We start from the raw sequence: 17,347 nt of genomic DNA, 5'->3' as shown, positions 1-17,347 counted from the left end.
CAAGATGAACCAGAGCGGTTTGTCTTGATGTTTTTTATTTAAGTATTAAAGAGTTTTAGTATTGAGTGTCAGATTTTAGATTATTAATTTTTGTACTCAATTCCCAATACTTGATATTTTTATTTAGATGACAAAAAAATACAAGCTTATACCTTAATATTATATTTATTAATCGTATTAGGGTAATTATAGGTTTAAAGACTAAAGATATTTGTATAATTATTTTTCATTACTTCTAGGGGAGTAAAATAATCTTTTTGGTAATTGTTTTCTAAATGAGGAAGTTCACACTTCCTCATTTTTTTATGCTGTTATCGATACGATCAATAGGTATACTGCCGCATCTGTTTTCTTACATCCCACATCTCACATTCCTATATCTCACATTCCCACATCTCACATCTCACATTCCCACAATTAATCTGTCTTAATCTGTAATTCTAAAAACTTCTATAGGCTATTTAAGATTTGCTTATGGAAGAATTTTGCAGCGTAAAATTAATTTAAAAGCTGTTTAGTTTTTAAAGTATTTAAAATCAATTACATAGTGTAAACAGGGCAGCTGTTAATTAATCCTATTCTAATATTCAAATGACTTTGACAGGTTATTTGGGTTTTGGGCGCGAAGTAATTTTACATCATAAAATAACAATGTGATTTATACCAAAAAAATTATATCGAGATGAAAAATAATACTTTACATAAAGTGAATAAACAAAAAAAAACAGAAGGTTTTTTTAAAAGTGGATCGGTTTGTGGTTTTTGTCTTCTTGCGGGACTTTTAGCTTCTCAGCAGGGGAATGCCCAGTTTTCTAATAAAGGAAACGTTACAGTAAAAGACGGTACTATTTTGTCTGTTCATGAAGATTATAAAAATCAGGATTCAGCAACATTTACCAATGATGGTCAGGTTTATATCTTTAAAAACTGGAACAACGATGGTACTGTAGATTTTACAGAAAGTGCTGCCGGTAAAACATTTTTTATAGGTAAAGCAGATCAATATATAGAAGGTAAAAAACGATCTGATTTTCAGAATCTGGAATTTAACAACACATCTGATATTACCCCTTTTTATTTAGGAACAGAAATCTCAGTTAATAATAAAGCTGAATTTACAAAAGGTATTGTTGATGGTGTGGAATTACCGGGTGCCTTGGTAATTTTTAAAGACAATGCAATACATGATAAAACAGGAGACCAATCTTTTGTTGACGGAAAAGTTCAGAAAACAGGAAAAAAAGAATTCAAATTCCCAGTAGGTTCAGGGACATTCTACAGACCGTCAATTCATGCTGCAACTTCAGATAATAATATTTATACAACACAATATTTCCTTAAAAATTCAGCAGAGCTTCATAGCCATGAATCTAGAGATAAAAAAACAATCCTGGAAATTAATAACGCGGAATACTGGGAGGTAAAACAAGATAAGGGGGCAGAAAAAATTGTTTTAAGTCTTACTCTTGACAGCGATACTACACCTTCACAATTTTTTACAGAAACCAAAGGCGTAAAAGTGGCTATCGTACGCTGGGACGATGTCGCTAATGAATGGGTTAATGAAAAAGGACAGCTTGGAGAAACAGGAGGAGGCGAAGCCTACTCTAAAATAATTACCGCCCAGGTTGGAGGATATGGTTTGTTTACCATCGCACTGGTTAAAGACGAAGAGGCTGAAATAGATGATCTGGTAGTGTACAATGCAGTATCTCCTAATGGCGACGGTAAAAACGATAAATTCTTGATTGAAGGAATTAATAAATACCCGAATAATACTGTTGAAATCTATAACAGATGGGGGGTAAAAGTATATGAAGCTAACGGTTATAATGAAAACGACAGAATGTTTGAAGGATATTCTGATGGCCGTGCAACGGTAAACAGAGGAGAGAAGCTGCCAACAGGAACTTACTTCTATATCCTGAAATATTCAGACGGTAAAAAATCAAAAGAAAAATCAGGATACTTATATATCAACAATCAATAATTCCAAAAAAGGAAAATTAAAATTTAGTGAATAATGAAAAATATATACCACATAATACTAATATTGTTTGCCGGGGTCTTCAGCGCCTCAGCGCAGCAAGAATCACAGTACTCCCAATACATGTACAATACAATGTCCTTTAACCCTGGTTATACGGGATCACGAGAAGTATTGAGTGTATTAGGATTGTATAGAACACAATGGGTTGGTCTTGAAGGAGCACCCAAAACAATGAACTTTTCGGCTCACAGCCCTATAGGAGAAAGGTTTGGTATTGGTTTAAATATTGCAAACGATCAAATTGGTCCAACAAAAAATACCGGAGCAACACTTAATCTGTCATACACGATCTTAGGAAGCACAGATGTTAAATATTCGTTTGGTGTAAGCGGCGGGTTTGACAATTTTACGGTAGACAACGACAAATTAACCAGAAGAGATATGGATGATCCTTTGATGAGTGGTGTCGTAACGCAGTTCTCGCCAAATGTAGGGGTTGGTTTTTATGTTCATTCTCATAACTGGTATTTAGGGGTATCTGCACCAAAATTATTAAAAACAGAATATTACAAAGAAGTAAAAAATACAACGTATTCAACGCAAACACATTTTTATCTGTTGGGAGGTTATGTGTTCGATCTTAACCCTTATTTAAAGTTTAAACCAGCCTTTTTGGTAAAAGCAGTACAGGGCGCACCTCTAGCAGTAGACGTTTCAGGTAATTTTTTAATCAATGACAAATTTACTCTGGGTGCAGCTTACCGCTGGGGAGCAAGTGCAAGTGCCCTTGCAGGTTTTCAAATCACTGACGGAATCCAGCTTGGTTATGGATACGATCATGATGTGTCTGGCTTAAGAGCATATAATTCAGGTTCTCATGAGTTTTTCTTACGATTCGAATTGGTTAACAAATCAAAATCACGTTTAGTTACACCTAGGTTTTTCTAATAATTGTTAATACAAAGTACAATGAATTTAAAAAATATAAATAAGGCTTTTTTACTCTTAATAGTATGTATATTTAGCATTACGGGTGTAAATGCCCAGAACAAAAAACTCGATAAAGCAAATCAGGCCTACGACAAATTTGCTTTTATAGAAGCTATAAAGCTATATGAACAGCAATTAGAAAAAGGAAACAATGCCGGAGATATTTATGCCAAATTAGGTGATTGTTATTACTTTAATGGGCGATACGATGAAGCAATAAAATGTTATGCTAAAATCATGTCTACTAAAAATGGTTTAAGTTTAGAAAACTATTTTAGATATGCACAGGCTTTGAGCAGTATAGATAAACATGACGAGGCACAGGCTGTTATGAAAGAATATTTTGCCAGAACAAATAAAAAAGACATAAGCGAGAATTGGGGAAAAACTAAGCTGGCGGCAGATATTGCAAAACAATCCAATCGTTATGATTTTAAACCGGTAGACATTAATAGTCCTGAGTCTGATTTTGGAACGGCTTTTAATGGTAAAGATATGGTAATCTATGCTTCGGGAAAAGATACAAGTTCTATTTTTAAAAGTAAGCACAGCTGGAATGAAAAATCATTTTTAAAACTATATTCTGCTGATGTTACTGTAGACGGAGGATTGCAAAATCCGGTCCTGTTAAAAGGAGATATAAATACAAGATACCATCAAAGTACGCCGGCGATTACCAAAGATGGTAAAACCATGTACTTTACCCGAAATAATTATGTTGACGGAAAGCTGGCAGCAGATAAAAAAGGGACTACTTATTTGAAGATTTACGTTGCAGATAACGTAAAAGGAGAATGGAAAAATATCAGGCCTTTAGGTTATCCTATCAATAGTGACGGATTCTCATCTGCACATCCGGCATTAAGCGCTGATGAGTCAGAGCTGTATTTTGTTTCAGACCGAAACAATAATTTTGGAAATTCAGATATTTATGTTGCATCCCTTAAAAAAGGGGGATTCGTAGGAAATGATGTAAAAAAACTGGGAGACGAGATCAATACATTAGGAAGAGAAACTTATCCTTTTGTTGATGATAAAGGGATTCTGTATTTTTCATCAGATGGCCATCCGGGGCTAGGAGGTTTAGATGTGTTTGCGGCAATAAAAGATACTGACGGAATTTACCACGTTGTAAATATGGGAGATGAAGTAAACAGTAGTGCAGACGATTTTGCTTACATAATAAATGATGAAACCAAAAAAGGGTATTTTTCGTCTAATCGCGCGGGGAACGACGATATCTATAGTTTTACAGAAAACCGAAAAGTTGTTTTTGATATTAATATTCAGCCAATTGTATACGGAACTTTAAAATACACTTCGGGACCTCCAATTGAAGATGTTAGTGTAGAAATTTACGATACTGATAATACTTTGATTAAAACGGTTAAAAGTGATAAAGAAGGGTACTATACTGCTGATTTAGAGCCTTACAAGTTGTATAAAATTCTATACAAAAAACCAAGTATAGTAGAAAAATCACAAGAGGTGCCACAGCTTAAACCATTAGAGAAGAGAGAGTATTCTTTTAATTTTACAAATGAAATGGAAGTGCAGGTGGGTGATAAAACAGTTACACTTGAACCAGGAGACGATTTAACCCGTGTATTGAAGTTAAGCCCTATTTTCTTCGATTACGGAGGTTATAATATTAGAAAAACTTCAATGATAGAGCTGGATAAAGTGGTAGAAGTGTTAAAGGCTAGACCAAGTTTAACTTTAACTGTAAACTCACATACAGATAGCAGAGGACGTGATGATTTTAATATGAAACTTTCTGAAAACAGAGCTAAAGCAACTGTAGACTATATTATAGCGCATGGCATTGATGCAAGCAGGGTGCAAGGACACGGATATGGTGAAACACAGTTACTAAACAGATGCGCTAACGGGGTGAAATGCTCTGAAGCAGAACATCAGGAAAATAGACGTTCAGAATTTATAATCAATGTAGTTGGTAAATAATTAATTTTTGGTAAAGAAAAAGGGTATTCAGTCGAATACCCTTTTTTTTGTTGCATTTTTTTTTGTGACCGTTTATTATTGATCAATATGAGTTTGAGTAGTTCTCTGAGTATGATTTTTTACAAAATGCGCTGTAGGTTTTGCTTTGCATATTTCCTGATACTTTGATGAAAAGTAGCTGAGTTTAGTATAATTTAATTCATAAATCACTTCGGTTAAAGTATGGTAATTGCCACTCTGTAAAAGTAATTGCGCAAGTTTCATTTTTTCGGTTATAAAAAAACTATTTGGAGAATCTTTGAAACATTTTTTAAACAAAAGCTTATATTTCGATTCAGACATTCCTGCCATTGCAGCTAAAAATGTAACCGATGGGAATGGCCCGTATAAATTATTTAAAAGATAATCCCTGGTTTTGGTTATAGCTTCGTTTTCAACTTTTGTAATACCTTCATTAGGGCTTTTGGTTTGATAAAATTTATTTAAAAAATTCCCCAGCAGCTTTAAGGAAATACCTTTCAGCATAGAATCAAATGAAAGATCGTCAATTTTTTTGTTCTTTAAGGACTGAACCAGAACCGTACTGTTGCTGTCTATATTTCCATAGTGGTAAAATACCTCCGCACCGGATTCCTTATAGGGAATAATATCTTTTTTTTCTGAAAATTTTGATGTAAAATCGTTTAACATAGACTTGTTTACTAAGATCCTGATGGCTATGGCCCTGCGGTTTACCTTTAATTTGAAAGAACTTTGTAATTCATTGTCGATAATGGCTAAATCCAGTTTTTGATAAGGCCCTATATCATAATCTTTGTTATTGATTTTTATAAGGTTTGTATGTTCGCTTAACTCAAAATGAAAAATATAAATCGGACTTTCAGATTTGAGCCGGGTTATTTTTATTGGAACTGTTGGGGTAAAATCTAAGAGTACTACAGATATTCCGGAGGTAACTTGTGTAAAATATGAAAAACCACGGCCAAATGGTTTTGGAAAAACAAGTAATTTGTTGTCTTTTACTTTTATATTTAATTGATCAGCAATCTGTTGCTGCCATTCTGGTGTTAAGCTGTAATAATGAGTAATGTTTTTCATTTTATATGGCATTAAATGGATAAAAATTTACTTTGTTTATAATTATAGCTGTTTGATATATAATTTTGGCGAAATGCCAAACTGTTTTTTAAATTTTGATGCGAAATAAGAATTGTTGGTAAAATTAAGCTGATCTGAAACCTGGGATATCGATAATTGTTTTTTTGAAAGCAGTTCTTTTGCAAGCAAGAGTTTGTTGTCCATAAAGAAGGCATTTGCTGTATCGCCTGTTATTTTTTTAAATAACGTTTTAAATTTTGACTCAGACATATTGACCATTTTGGCCATTGAGGTAATACTTGGAAAATGATCTTCTAAATGATCAACCAAATACATCTGAATTTGAATAATATTGGCCAGATCAGACTCATTTACTGTATGGACAATAAGTCTGCGTGCTGCGATTTTTTTAAGGTAATTTGAAATTAACAAATGAACGGTCCCTCGCAAGTTTAAATCGAAAATTGGTCCGCCCACCTCCAGTTTTCTTAAATCATTTAGTAAATGATAACTTTCACTGCTCATTCGGTCAAAGCGTACAATTGTGTTTTCTTTAGAATCGACAAGAGTGTCAATGTTTTGAATAATAATATTGTTCTTCTTTGCATAAGCTTTTATCATACTTTTTTTGATAAAAATGCAAAGGGCAAAAGTTTTGCTTCCTTTTACAACATTGTATTTTGATTCTAGGGAGCCGTCTATAACAGCTAAGTTATATTGCCATCGTCCAACATTGTACATGAAATTTTCAGTACTTACCGTTGCATTTCCTTCTGTAAGATTATAATAAAACCCTACAAAATCCTGGTTTAAATTTTTTTGTATGAGCTGATAATTTCGATGATATTCAACATTTATATAATAAGCTAATATACCATCACCGCAATCTAAAAAGTACCTGATACCGGATTGTGAATCTTCTGGCAGAGTAATAAAATTTCCATCAATTTTTCCCCCAATCTGTTTGGTATAATGCTCGATCCAAGTCAGATCCGGACCATAATAGTGTTCAATTATTTTCATAGAAATGTGGATTTTACTCCTAAAGTTACGTTATTTTAACTAAACTTTTTGGCTTTTTGTGTTTGTAAGTGTTTGGTTTTAAGAATTATGTAAGTTGTTTTGTTTGCTTATGACTGCTAGGAATATTGGTAGGATGTAAAAAGCAGTTACTTTTTCTGCTGCACTAAAGAATGCTTGAGACACTGAAATAATGCAATTATTTATAAAGACATGTTTTTAATAATTTGATTTATTTTAATACTATTTTGTCTTCTGCAGGCAAATAACATGCCTTTAAAAATATAGCATTATAAATCAGTTTGTTAAAAACTGAACATCGCTTTTTGTATTAAATCGACTAGGTAATTTGTGATCGAATGAGGAGAAAATACTCATTTTTAGGTTATTTTCTAATTAAAACTTAAGCAATCTCTGCTATTTATATAGGTCTGGCGTATGTTGTTATTTAGGGAAACTCACATTTTTAAGATAAACTCTATTTAGTGTTTTTCTAAAGATTTAAAAATTTCATTTGAAGCGGGATATGATATTTCGAGTTTTGTTTTAACGCGATGACAGCAGGGCGGGAAGTGATTTGTAATTAGCTTTTGTACTTGCTAATGTAGAGTTGTAAACTTGAAAAAGACTGTATTTGAGAATCAGAAAAACGTTATGTTGATGCTCTAATCGTAAAATTTCCCATCTTATAAAACTTGGTTGCATATTATAATTTGAAACCAGATTTCAGTGCTGGCTGGTAATAAAATTCCTTCTTTCTTTAATTGTAAAAGCGACTGCATTATTATAGAATTACAGACACGATAAAGATGCATTTTTGCAATACTTTAAAACCTATAAAGTTGGTGCGGCAGAAATTGAAAAATGATCACTATTAGTTTTTATTTGGATAAAAGAGAAACCGCAAATAGTGGTAGTTCTCTGATTGCACTATTAAACTTTTGAAGATACTTGAATGCATACAAAAGAAAAAACCCTGAAAATCGTCCGATTTTCAGGGTTTCTCGTGAATTTTAGCCTTTTGGCAAACTTTTTTAAAAGTCTCTTTTTAGCTCTCGGCGGAGGAAGAGGGATTCGAACCCCCGGACCTGTTACAGTCAACAGTTTTCAAGACTGCCGCATTCGACCGCTCTGCCATTCCTCCAGTATAACGCAATCATTTTCTCATTGCGGGTGCAAAGATAGGATGTTTTTTTGATTGCGAAAATTTTTTGGTAGTATTTTTGAACTTTTTGAAAATAATTACAGGTAATTAATTATCTATATTCCCGAAAATGAGTTTTTTTTTTAAAGATTAATCTAAATCGTCCAAAATTGGCGTTGGTTTCTTACTTTCGTCGACAGCAACAAACGAAAAAGTTCCTGATACAACCGTTTCACGAAGTTCAGAATACATTTGTTCCATAAAAATATCAACGTGAATTTTACAGCTGGTTCGTCCAACGCTGTCTACTTTTGCTACTAATTCGATTAAAGTTCCGGCCGGAATTGCTTTTTTAAAATCAATTTGACCTGTAGAAATCGTTACAACCTTTTTACGACTGAATCGGGTAGCGCAGATAAAAGCAACTTCATCCATTAAATGAAGGGCTGTTCCCCCAAATAAGGTATCGTAATGATTTGTTGTGCTTGGAAAAACGGCTTTAAAAATACGAGTTTCTGATTTTTGAATTCTTTCTTCTACTGTTCCCATATTAATAATTAACGTATTCTGTAATTTCAAGACCATAACCAATCATTCCCACACGTTTTGTCTGTTCTGTGTTAGAAACCAGTCTGATCTTAGAAATATCAATATCGTGAAGAATCTGAGCACCAATTCCGTAATCTTTGCTGTCAATAATTACTTTTGGGGCTTTCAGAGTTCCCTGCGATTGAAGCGTTTTAAGCTCAAAAATTCGGTTTAAAAGATTAACTGCCGTCATATCCTGGTTAATGAAAATAACAGCACCTTTTCCATTCTCATTAATTACTTTAAACATATCATCCAATTGTTGTTCTGCATTATTGGTTAATGTGCCTAATAGATCGTTATTAACCTGAGAAGAGTGGATTCTCGTTAAGATAGGTTCGCCAAGATTCCACGTGCCTTTAGTTAACGCAATATGTATTTGTTTGTTGGTAGTCTGCTCGTAAGCTCTTAATCTGAAAGTTCCAAAACGGGTTTCAATATCAAAATCTTCTTTTTTAACGATTAAGCTGTCGTGCTGCATTCTGTAAGCAACCAAATCTTCAATAGAAACTAATTTCAAATTGAATTTTTGAGCGACTTTAATAAGCTCCGGTAAACGAGACATCGTTCCGTCTTCATTTAGAATCTCGCAGATTACACCAGCTGGTTTAAATCCGGCTAATCTTGCAAAATCAATAGCAGCTTCTGTATGTCCGGTTCTTCTTAAAACACCTCCCTGTTTTGCAATCAAAGGAAAAATATGACCCGGACGTGCCAAATCTTGTGGTTTTGTATTTGGATCAACTAATGATTCAACTGTTTTGGACCTGTCTGCTGCAGAAATACCGGTTGTTACTCCGTTTCCTTTTAGATCAACAGAAACTGTAAAAGCAGTTTCCATATGATCAGTATTATTGGTTACCATAGCGCGCAGGTCAAGTTCCTTGCATCGGCTTTCGGTAAGAGGGGTGCAGATTAATCCACGTCCGTGGGTAGCCATGAAGTTGATCATTTCCGGAGTTACTTTTTCGGCTGCTGCCAAAAAATCACCTTCATTCTCACGGTCTTCATCATCGACTACAATGATAACTTTACCCTGACGAATATCTTCTATAGCTTCCTCAATGGTATTTAGTTGAATTTTTGTTGACATAATTATTGTTTGTTTTGAGCCGGTAAGAACCGCTCAGAAATTTTTTGAATGAATTGTGATATTGGAGTAGTTATCGCATCAAAATTAATTAAGCCGTTATCGTTAGTGGCACGATACGTTAATAATACCGCTAATGGTGACAATATAAACGACGACATCCATGATCCTATAAATGGAGTCATACCGCCTTCCTGAGATACTCTTTTTCCAAAAGTATTGATGAAATGGAAGGTAATAAAAATTAAAACCGCAAAAACAATTGGTAAACCAAGTCCTCCTTTTCTAATAATTGCTCCCAGAGGGGCACCAATAAAGAACATTAAAAAACAGGCAAAAGCGATAACAAACTTTTCGTAAAGAGCTGTTAAGTGTTTGTTGATATCACGCTGTTTGTCTTTTAAATCTTTTTGAGTCGATTCGATAGAGTAGATGTTACTGGCCACGTTGCTGTTAGCCATTTTTAGAATATCTGATTTTTCTTTGTTGTTGTACAAAGATAAAAGATTGTCCGGCAGCGTTTTTTTCTTTTTAGTTTTATCAATGTTTAACGGAATAGTCACTTTTCTAATCCCAACACGCTGATTTATATTTTCTGAAAAAGAAATAATTTCGTTATTGAGGTTTTTGTTTAAAGAGTCTAAAGTGTAGCGTAATTCATTTACATTCAGCATGGCATTGGTTCCTGCAATACTTTCTTTGCTGTCGTCAACTTTATTCAGGTCTGATAAATCAATATTGATAATATGTTTTTTGAAAGCCGCTTTTACAAAAGGCATTTTTGCACGGTCTTCGTATTTTTTAGGCGTCATATCCTGATAGTAAAAACCGTCATTTAGAACCAGTTTTAAAATACTTGATTTTTCATTACTGATTAATTCTCCATTTTTGGCTTTAATAACCGTTTTGTTTTCACCAACGTTATTTGCTTTCTCATGAATCGTAACTCCGGTTAGGATATTTCCGTTTTCACCTGATTTTTTGTTGACTTTAATATTGTAAGTTCCAACATCGTTAAATTGTCCTTCTGCAATTGCCATAGCAGGTTTGGCCTGAGCAATGTTTTTTCTAAAGTTTATAAATTTAAACTCAGCATAAGGAATAACGCTGTTGGCAAACCAAAATGCCACAAAACTCAAAACGCATATAAAAATGATTAAAATCCGCATGGCTCTCTGAAGGGAGATTCCCGAAGATTTCATTGCAGCAAACTCATAATTTTCGGCTAAATTTCCAAAAGTCATGATAGAAGCAAGCAGAACCGAAAGCGGTAAAACCAGAGGAATAATACGAGGCATAGAGAACAGCAGGAATTTCAAGACTAGTATTAAGTCGAGATCTTTACCTGCCAGTTCTGATATGAATAGCCATACTGTTTGTAGTATGAATATGAAAAAAAGGATTACAAATACCGTAGTAAATGTAAATAGAAATGTCTTTAATAAGTATTTGTCTAGAATTTTCAATCTTCCTGATTAATCTAATTTATTGATGTAGTATTTTGGATATTTGGCCGCTACAAAGGTAAATTGATTTTTTGATAATGGCTGATTGGTTTTAAAAGAATTAACGGTTAAAGTTGTTTTTGTTCCGTTTTTTCCTGTTTCAATCAAATTGTAAATGTGTTTTGTCTGAACGTCAATACCTAACAAAATTTCTTTTCGTTGATCTTTTGCACTTGTTGGTGCTAACTTGATGTATTGGATTTTTCTTCCTTTTACATTTTGAACGATATCCATATTGTATTTATATCCCGAATTAAAGAAAGTAAGCATTTTCGAAGGCGTAATAGCATTATCGTCTTTCTCATTTACTTTAGAAATAGTAACTTCTTCATCCTCCGGAACGATTGTATAGGTTTTTTGACCGTCAAAAATTTTTGTAACACCCATAAAATTCAATACATATTGATTTCCTTTCATTGTTACATTTCCTTTGCTGTCCTGATTGATATTCTCTTTAGCATTATTTAAAGAATATTTAAAATCGATAACAATATTATCGTAGCTTTTTATTTTTGTAGTTACTTCGTTCAATAAATCTTTAGCTTTTTTATCCTGAGCCTGAATAGAAGTGAAGCTCAAAAGAAATAAAACAGCCATTTGAAAACACTTTTTAGTCATGTTAGAGATAGAATTGTTTGCGATTTCCTGAATGTTTGTTCTCATGATGGGGTTTAATTTTGTTCATTATTAAAAAATTGATCAAGAGCACTTAAGTCTAAAATGTTCACGCTTCTGGCTTTACTGCCTTCGAATGGTCCAACAATTCCGGCTGCTTCCAGCTGATCGATCAGACGACCGGCCCTGTTGTATCCTAATTTTAATTTTCTTTGCAGTAGTGAAGCAGAACCTTGCTGTGCGTTAACAATAATCTCGGCAGCTTCTCTAAATAAGGCATCTCTTTCAGAAATATCCACATCAAGATTGATGCCAGTTTCTTCTCCAACGAACTCAGGAAGCAAATAAGCGGTTGCATAAGCCTTTTGCCCGCCAATAAAATCGGTAATTTTTTCTACCTCAGGAGTGTCTATAAAGGCACATTGTACACGAACTACGTCATTTCCGTTTGTATAAAGTAAATCCCCTCGTCCAATCAACTGATCGGCTCCTTGTGTGTCCAAAATGGTTCTGGAGTCAATTTTTGAAGTTACTCTAAATGCAATTCTGGCAGGGAAGTTTGCTTTAATTAGACCGGTAATAACGTTTACAGAAGGTCTTTGTGTTGCAATAATCAAGTGAATACCAATAGCACGGGCTAATTGAGCCAGACGTGCAATCGGGATTTCGACTTCTTTTCCGGCAGTCATAATTAAATCGGCAAACTCATCGACAACCAGAACAATGTAAGGTAAAAATCGGTGGCCCGCTTCTGGGTTTAATTTTCTTGATTTAAATTTTTCGTTGTATTCCTTAATGTTACGAACCATAGCATCTTTTAATAAAGAATAACGGTTGTCCATTTCGGTACAAAGTGAATTTAAAGTGTTTACTACTTTTGCATTATCGGTAATAATGGCATCTTCTGTATCAGGAAGCTTGGCTAAATAATGTCTTTCAATTTTATTAAAAAGCGTAAGCTCCACTTTTTTCGGGTCAACCAGTACAAATTTTACTTCGGCAGGATGTTTTTTGTATAAAAGAGAAGTCAAAACCGCATTTAATCCAACCGATTTTCCCTGTCCTGTAGCACCTGCCATTAGTAAGTGAGGCATTTTGGCTAAATCGACTACAAAAGTTTCATTTGAAATTGTTTTTCCTAAAGCGATTGGCAGTTCCATTTCGGCTTCCTGGAACTTTGCAGCTCCAATAACACTTTTCATAGAAACCATAGTAGGGTTCTTGTTAGGAACCTCAATACCAATTGTTCCCTTACCCGGAATTGGAGCTATAATACGAATTCCCAGAGCAGATAATGATAAAGCGATATCATCTTCTAAACTTTTAATTTTAGAAATACGGATTCCTGCTTCCGGAACAATTTCGTATAAAGTTACCGATGGTCCAACGGTTGCTTTAATCTGTGCAATTTCAATTTTGTAGTTACGAAGTGTATCTACAATTTTATTTTTATTTTCTTCTAATTCTTCCTGATTAATGGTAATGCCGCCAGTTGAATATTCTTTTAATAAATCAATGGTTGGGAATTTATAATTTGATAAATCCAAAGTTGGGTCAAATAAGCCAAAATCAGCAACAAGGCGTGAGGCCAGGTTTTCTTCGATAATGTCTTCTTCCTCGGCTCTTTCGATTACAAATGCTTCGTCCGGAGTTGCGGTAATCTGCTTAGACGGCGGAACAATAGGTTTTAAGATCGGGTTTAGTTCAATTTCGGAAGAATGTGAAATAGTTGGTTTTAAAGCCTCTTTGTTGATTTCGAATTGTGTATCTTCTGTTTTAAGATGAATATTATCTAATTCGGGATCTTCTTCGATGGCAAATTCTTCTAAATTATAAGCGCTTTCAGGTTCTGACGACTGTTGCTGCTGTACAGGTTTAATTGAATTTAATTCCGATTTGAATTCTTTTTTAGTAGAATCAAAATAGGACTGGATTTTTTCCGGAGATACATTTATTTTGAAAATTAAATAAACAATTAAACCGAAAAGGAGAGTTAGCAATGTTCCGGTTTTACCAATATAATCCTGAAGGAAATAGTTTAGTTCGTAACCAATAGTTCCTCCTAATTCGGGAGCAGAGGTTGCGAAAAAACCAAACAGAACAGATACTACTATAATGGCGAAAATATCCCAAAACCAGGTGTTTTTTAGTTTTTGGGTTGTAAGTTCCAATGCCAGAAATAATCCGGTAAGGAAAAATAAACGGACGAAAATAAAAGAAGCGATCCCAAAACCTCTGTAAACAATTAAATCGGCCAGATAAGCCCCGAATTTTCCGAGCCAGTTTTGTACTACTTCTTCACGATCTCCAAGCTGGCTCACAGCACTTTGATCTGTCTGCCATTGCCCGTTCACATAAAAAGAAATAAATGCAACTAATAGTGCAATAGAAAAGAGTATCAAAAGGCATCCCAGAACAAATTTTTGCTGTTTGCTCATTTTCCAGGATTTTATTCCTGCTGCTTTTGATTCGGTTTTTTTGTCTACAGTTTCTTTTTTACTTTTTGCCATTCTTGCGTTCCTGCCTATATAAATTTTGGAATATAAATAATTAGACCTATTGCAATTGCTGTCATTGCGGCAAAAAATACCGCTCCTGCAGCAATATCTTTAATAAATCCGATTCGTCTGCTGTAATCCGGATGGATAAAATCGGCAATTTTTTCAACTGCCGTATTTAATCCTTCAATGCTTAAAACCAAACCAATGGCCAATGTCTGGCACAGCCATTCGGTTTGTGAAATATGAAAATAGAACCCGGCAACAGTCATTACAATCCCTAAAGAGAATTGCACCATTACACTGTGTTCTGTTTTAATTAATTTTAGGGCTCCTTTAAAAGCGTAGGTTACACTTTTTAAACGGCCTGTAACAAAAGTATTGTCTTTTTGAAACTCCATTTAAAGGATATTAAAGTGCTGCTAAAGCTGCTTCGTAATTTGGTTCGTTTGCAATTTCGGCAACTTGTTCTGTGTGAACGATTTTTCCATCAGCATCAACAACAATGATTGCTCTTGAATGTAAACCAGCCAATGGTCCGTCAACGATTTCTAAACCGTTTGCTTTTCCAAAAGCACCATCCTGAAAATCAGATAAGTTTACTACATTTTCTAAACCTTCAGCACCGCAAAAACGTTTTTGGGCAAAAGGTAAATCTCTGGAAATACATAAAACAGTTGTATTTTCTAATCCGCTTGCACTTGCATTGAAAGTTCTAACAGATGTTGCGCAAGTTCCTGTATCAACACTTGGGAAGATGTTTAAAACTAACTTTTTGCCAGCGAAAGTGCTTAATGAAGCAACAGATAAATCGTTTTGTACTAGTTTGAAGTCAGCTAATTGTGATCCAACTGCCGGCAATTCGCCTGATGTATGAACAGGATTTCCTCCTAATGTGATAGATGCCATGATTTTTGTTTAAAGTTAATGAGGCTCAAAAGTAAGGATTAATATTTGAATCTAAAAGTATTTGTTATGGGTTTAAGGAGAGATTAAGGACTCCTTTTTGACAGCCTCGAATTCACGAATTTGTGATTTGTTTCAGCAAATTATTTCTAGTGATAACTTTAATTTTGAGATAATATTGTTCTCTTTATTGTAGAGTTTTTAGTGTGATTCTTCCTTACTCAGTATGACAAGATTGTGAGGAAAACTGCAGTTGAAGACTAAAAACTGACCAACTAAAAAAAGCGTCCCTAAAAATAAGAAACGCTTTCTGCATCATGTTTTTTTGTTTTTTCTTTTGAAAAAGAGCCGATTATTTGTCGATTGAACCTAAAACACGTTTCATGAACGTATTTAAAGCTTCTTTTTTATCGGTACCCTGAGCTACCAATTTTTGTACTTCAAGAGCACCGTACATATTTGAGATCAATTCGCCAATTACGTCTAATTCTTCATCTTTAAGAGAAGGAATTTCGGTCATGGCTTCAAGAACTTCGATCGTTTCGATGATGTAATCCTGATCGTTTTCTTCGATGAATTGTGTTAAATGCTTAATTACTGGTAATTTCATGTTTAGATTTCTTAGATTTTTAGACATTCTTAGACTTCTTAGACTTGATTAAACTTTAGACAACATCTAAGAAGTCTAAAAATCTAAGCCAGTCTAACGATCTAATTAAGCAATTGCGTTTACTAAGTCGATTAGAACTTCTTGTTTGTTAGTCTGCGTTTCGCCAACCAATTGTCCGTTTACGAAAGTAGCAAAAGTAGGCAGATTGCTTACATTAGCTAATTTTCTTGATTCCGGAGAATTTTCAGCATCAACCAAAACAAAAGTAAGAGCTTCATTTTCTGATGCTAATTTTTTGAATTTTGGTTTCATAATACGGCAGTTTCCACACCATGAAGCTGAATATTGTACTACTACTTTTTCGTTTTTAGCAACTAAATCTGCTAACGTATCTTCGTTTAAGTCGATTAACATTTGTTTATTTTTTTAAGGTTTAAAGTTGCAAAGGTTCAAGGGGACAAAGTTTTTGGAAACTTTATATATATGTATTTTGCAAAACCAGGTTGTTTTGCATTTTGACCTTTGTTTAATTAGAAAGAAATTTTAAAGTAACAAAAGTTCAGGGGCAAAGTTTAGGACTTTGTTTATACGTAGCAAAGAAAGCCTTTACCACTTTGTACCTCTGAACCTTTGTACCTTTATAAAAAATTAGTTTGCGCTTAAGTATTCAGCAGTACTGTTTCTGTCAGCAGTCATAGCTTCTTTACCAGCTTCCCAGTTTGCAGGACAAACTTCACCTTTAGTCTGGATGTGAGTGTAAGCATCAACCATTCTTAAATATTCGCTTACGTTACGTCCTAATGGCATATCGTTAACACTTTCGTGGAAAATTTTTCCAGTTTCATCAATTAGGTAAGTAGCTCTGTAAGTTACGTTTGAACCTTCAATGATAACTGAATCTGTATCTTCGCTGTAGCTTGTAGATTCGATATCAAGAATACCTAAAATGTTAGCTAAGTTACGGTTTGTATCTGCTAAGATTGGATAAGTAACACCTTCGATACCACCATTGTTTTTTGGAGTATTCAACCAGGCAAAGTGAACTTCGTTAGTATCGCAAGAAGCACCAATTACGATAGTATTTCTTTTTTCGAATTCTGGTAATGCAGCTTGAAAGGCGTGTAATTCTGTTGGACATACAAAAGTAAAATCTTTTGGGTACCAAAATAAAAGTACTTTTTTATTGTTGTTTACTGCTTCTTCAAAAATGTTGATTTTTAAGTTGTCACCCATTTCTGAGATAGCATCTACTGCAATACTTGGGAATTTTTTTCCTACTAAAGACATAATATTCGTTTTACGTTAAAAATTTATTTCTGATGCAAAAG

General features: G+C 34.1%; 15 protein-coding genes and 1 tRNA gene. 3 read left to right on the top strand and 13 right to left on the bottom strand.

What is annotated here, in order from left to right; all coding sequences use genetic code 11:
• The first annotated feature begins 682 nt into the window (after positions 1-682).
• From OZP11_RS08575 to OZP11_RS08565, 3 genes are read left to right on the top strand one after another with little or no spacing between them, the layout of a single operon-like run.
• Positions 683-1,990, top strand: coding sequence for a T9SS type B sorting domain-containing protein (locus OZP11_RS08575; protein WP_281234805.1), 1,308 nt, complete (start codon positions 683-685; stop codon positions 1,988-1,990).
• 33 nt (positions 1,991-2,023) lie between these two features.
• Complete coding sequence (locus OZP11_RS08570; protein ID WP_281234804.1) at positions 2,024-2,938, top strand: PorP/SprF family type IX secretion system membrane protein; 915 nt, start codon at positions 2,024-2,026, stop codon at positions 2,936-2,938.
• A gap of 21 nt (positions 2,939-2,959) precedes the next feature.
• Positions 2,960-4,945: an OmpA family protein gene (locus OZP11_RS08565; protein WP_281234803.1), complete on the top strand. Its 1,986-nt coding sequence runs from the start codon at positions 2,960-2,962 to the stop codon at positions 4,943-4,945.
• Positions 4,946-5,020: 75 nt separating this feature from the next.
• On the opposite strand, the gene OZP11_RS08560 is transcribed toward OZP11_RS08565, so the two are convergent.
• The 13 genes from OZP11_RS08560 to OZP11_RS08500 form a co-directional block, all read right to left on the bottom strand.
• Positions 5,021-6,043, bottom strand: coding sequence for a helix-turn-helix domain-containing protein (locus OZP11_RS08560; RefSeq protein ID WP_281234802.1), 1,023 nt, complete (start codon positions 6,041-6,043; stop codon positions 5,021-5,023).
• Between the two features lie 42 nt (positions 6,044-6,085).
• On the bottom strand, positions 6,086-7,066 hold the full coding sequence (locus OZP11_RS08555; RefSeq protein ID WP_281234801.1) for a helix-turn-helix domain-containing protein: 981 nt from the start codon (positions 7,064-7,066) through the stop codon (positions 6,086-6,088).
• Positions 7,067-8,122: 1,056 nt separating this feature from the next.
• Positions 8,123-8,207 (bottom strand) — tRNA-Ser (locus OZP11_RS08550).
• A 150-nt stretch (positions 8,208-8,357) separates the two neighbouring features.
• The gene (locus OZP11_RS08545; protein WP_281234800.1) at positions 8,358-8,756 is read right to left on the bottom strand and encodes an acyl-CoA thioesterase; all 399 of its coding nucleotides are present in this window, start codon (positions 8,754-8,756) and stop codon (positions 8,358-8,360) included.
• Position 8,757: 1 nt separating this feature from the next.
• On the bottom strand, positions 8,758-9,888 hold the full coding sequence (gene ribB, locus OZP11_RS08540; RefSeq protein WP_281234799.1) for a 3,4-dihydroxy-2-butanone-4-phosphate synthase: 1,131 nt from the start codon (positions 9,886-9,888) through the stop codon (positions 8,758-8,760).
• Positions 9,889-9,890: 2 nt separating this feature from the next.
• Entirely contained in the window at positions 9,891-11,351 is a 1,461-nt protein-coding gene (locus OZP11_RS08535) for an LptF/LptG family permease (protein WP_281234798.1), read from the bottom strand.
• A 9-nt stretch (positions 11,352-11,360) separates the two neighbouring features.
• Positions 11,361-12,008, bottom strand: coding sequence for an outer membrane lipoprotein periplasmic chaperone LolA1 (gene lolA1 / locus OZP11_RS08530; RefSeq protein WP_281235513.1), 648 nt, complete (start codon positions 12,006-12,008; stop codon positions 11,361-11,363).
• A gap of 53 nt (positions 12,009-12,061) precedes the next feature.
• Entirely contained in the window at positions 12,062-14,515 is a 2,454-nt protein-coding gene (locus OZP11_RS08525; RefSeq protein WP_281234797.1) for a DNA translocase FtsK, read from the bottom strand.
• Between the two features lie 14 nt (positions 14,516-14,529).
• Positions 14,530-14,904, bottom strand: a complete 375-nt coding sequence (locus OZP11_RS08520; protein WP_281234796.1) for a diacylglycerol kinase — start codon at positions 14,902-14,904, stop codon at positions 14,530-14,532.
• A 10-nt stretch (positions 14,905-14,914) separates the two neighbouring features.
• Positions 14,915-15,412 (bottom strand): thiol peroxidase, encoded by a 498-nt coding sequence (tpx, locus tag OZP11_RS08515; RefSeq protein ID WP_281234795.1) that lies wholly within the window; start codon positions 15,410-15,412, stop codon positions 14,915-14,917.
• A gap of 349 nt (positions 15,413-15,761) precedes the next feature.
• Complete coding sequence (locus OZP11_RS08510) at positions 15,762-16,019, bottom strand: DUF6952 family protein (RefSeq protein ID WP_008462029.1); 258 nt, start codon at positions 16,017-16,019, stop codon at positions 15,762-15,764.
• 105 nt (positions 16,020-16,124) lie between these two features.
• Positions 16,125-16,433, bottom strand: coding sequence for a thioredoxin family protein (locus tag OZP11_RS08505; protein WP_281234794.1), 309 nt, complete (start codon positions 16,431-16,433; stop codon positions 16,125-16,127).
• Positions 16,434-16,667: 234 nt separating this feature from the next.
• Entirely contained in the window at positions 16,668-17,306 is a 639-nt protein-coding gene (locus OZP11_RS08500) for a peroxiredoxin (protein WP_281234793.1), read from the bottom strand.
• Positions 17,307-17,347 lie beyond the last annotated feature (41 nt).

Origin of the sequence: Flavobacterium gelatinilyticum, from assembly GCF_027111295.1 — a bacterium.
In the GTDB taxonomy this organism is placed as follows: domain Bacteria; phylum Bacteroidota; class Bacteroidia; order Flavobacteriales; family Flavobacteriaceae; genus Flavobacterium; species Flavobacterium gelatinilyticum.
This window is presented reverse-complemented; position numbering and strand designations above follow the sequence as displayed.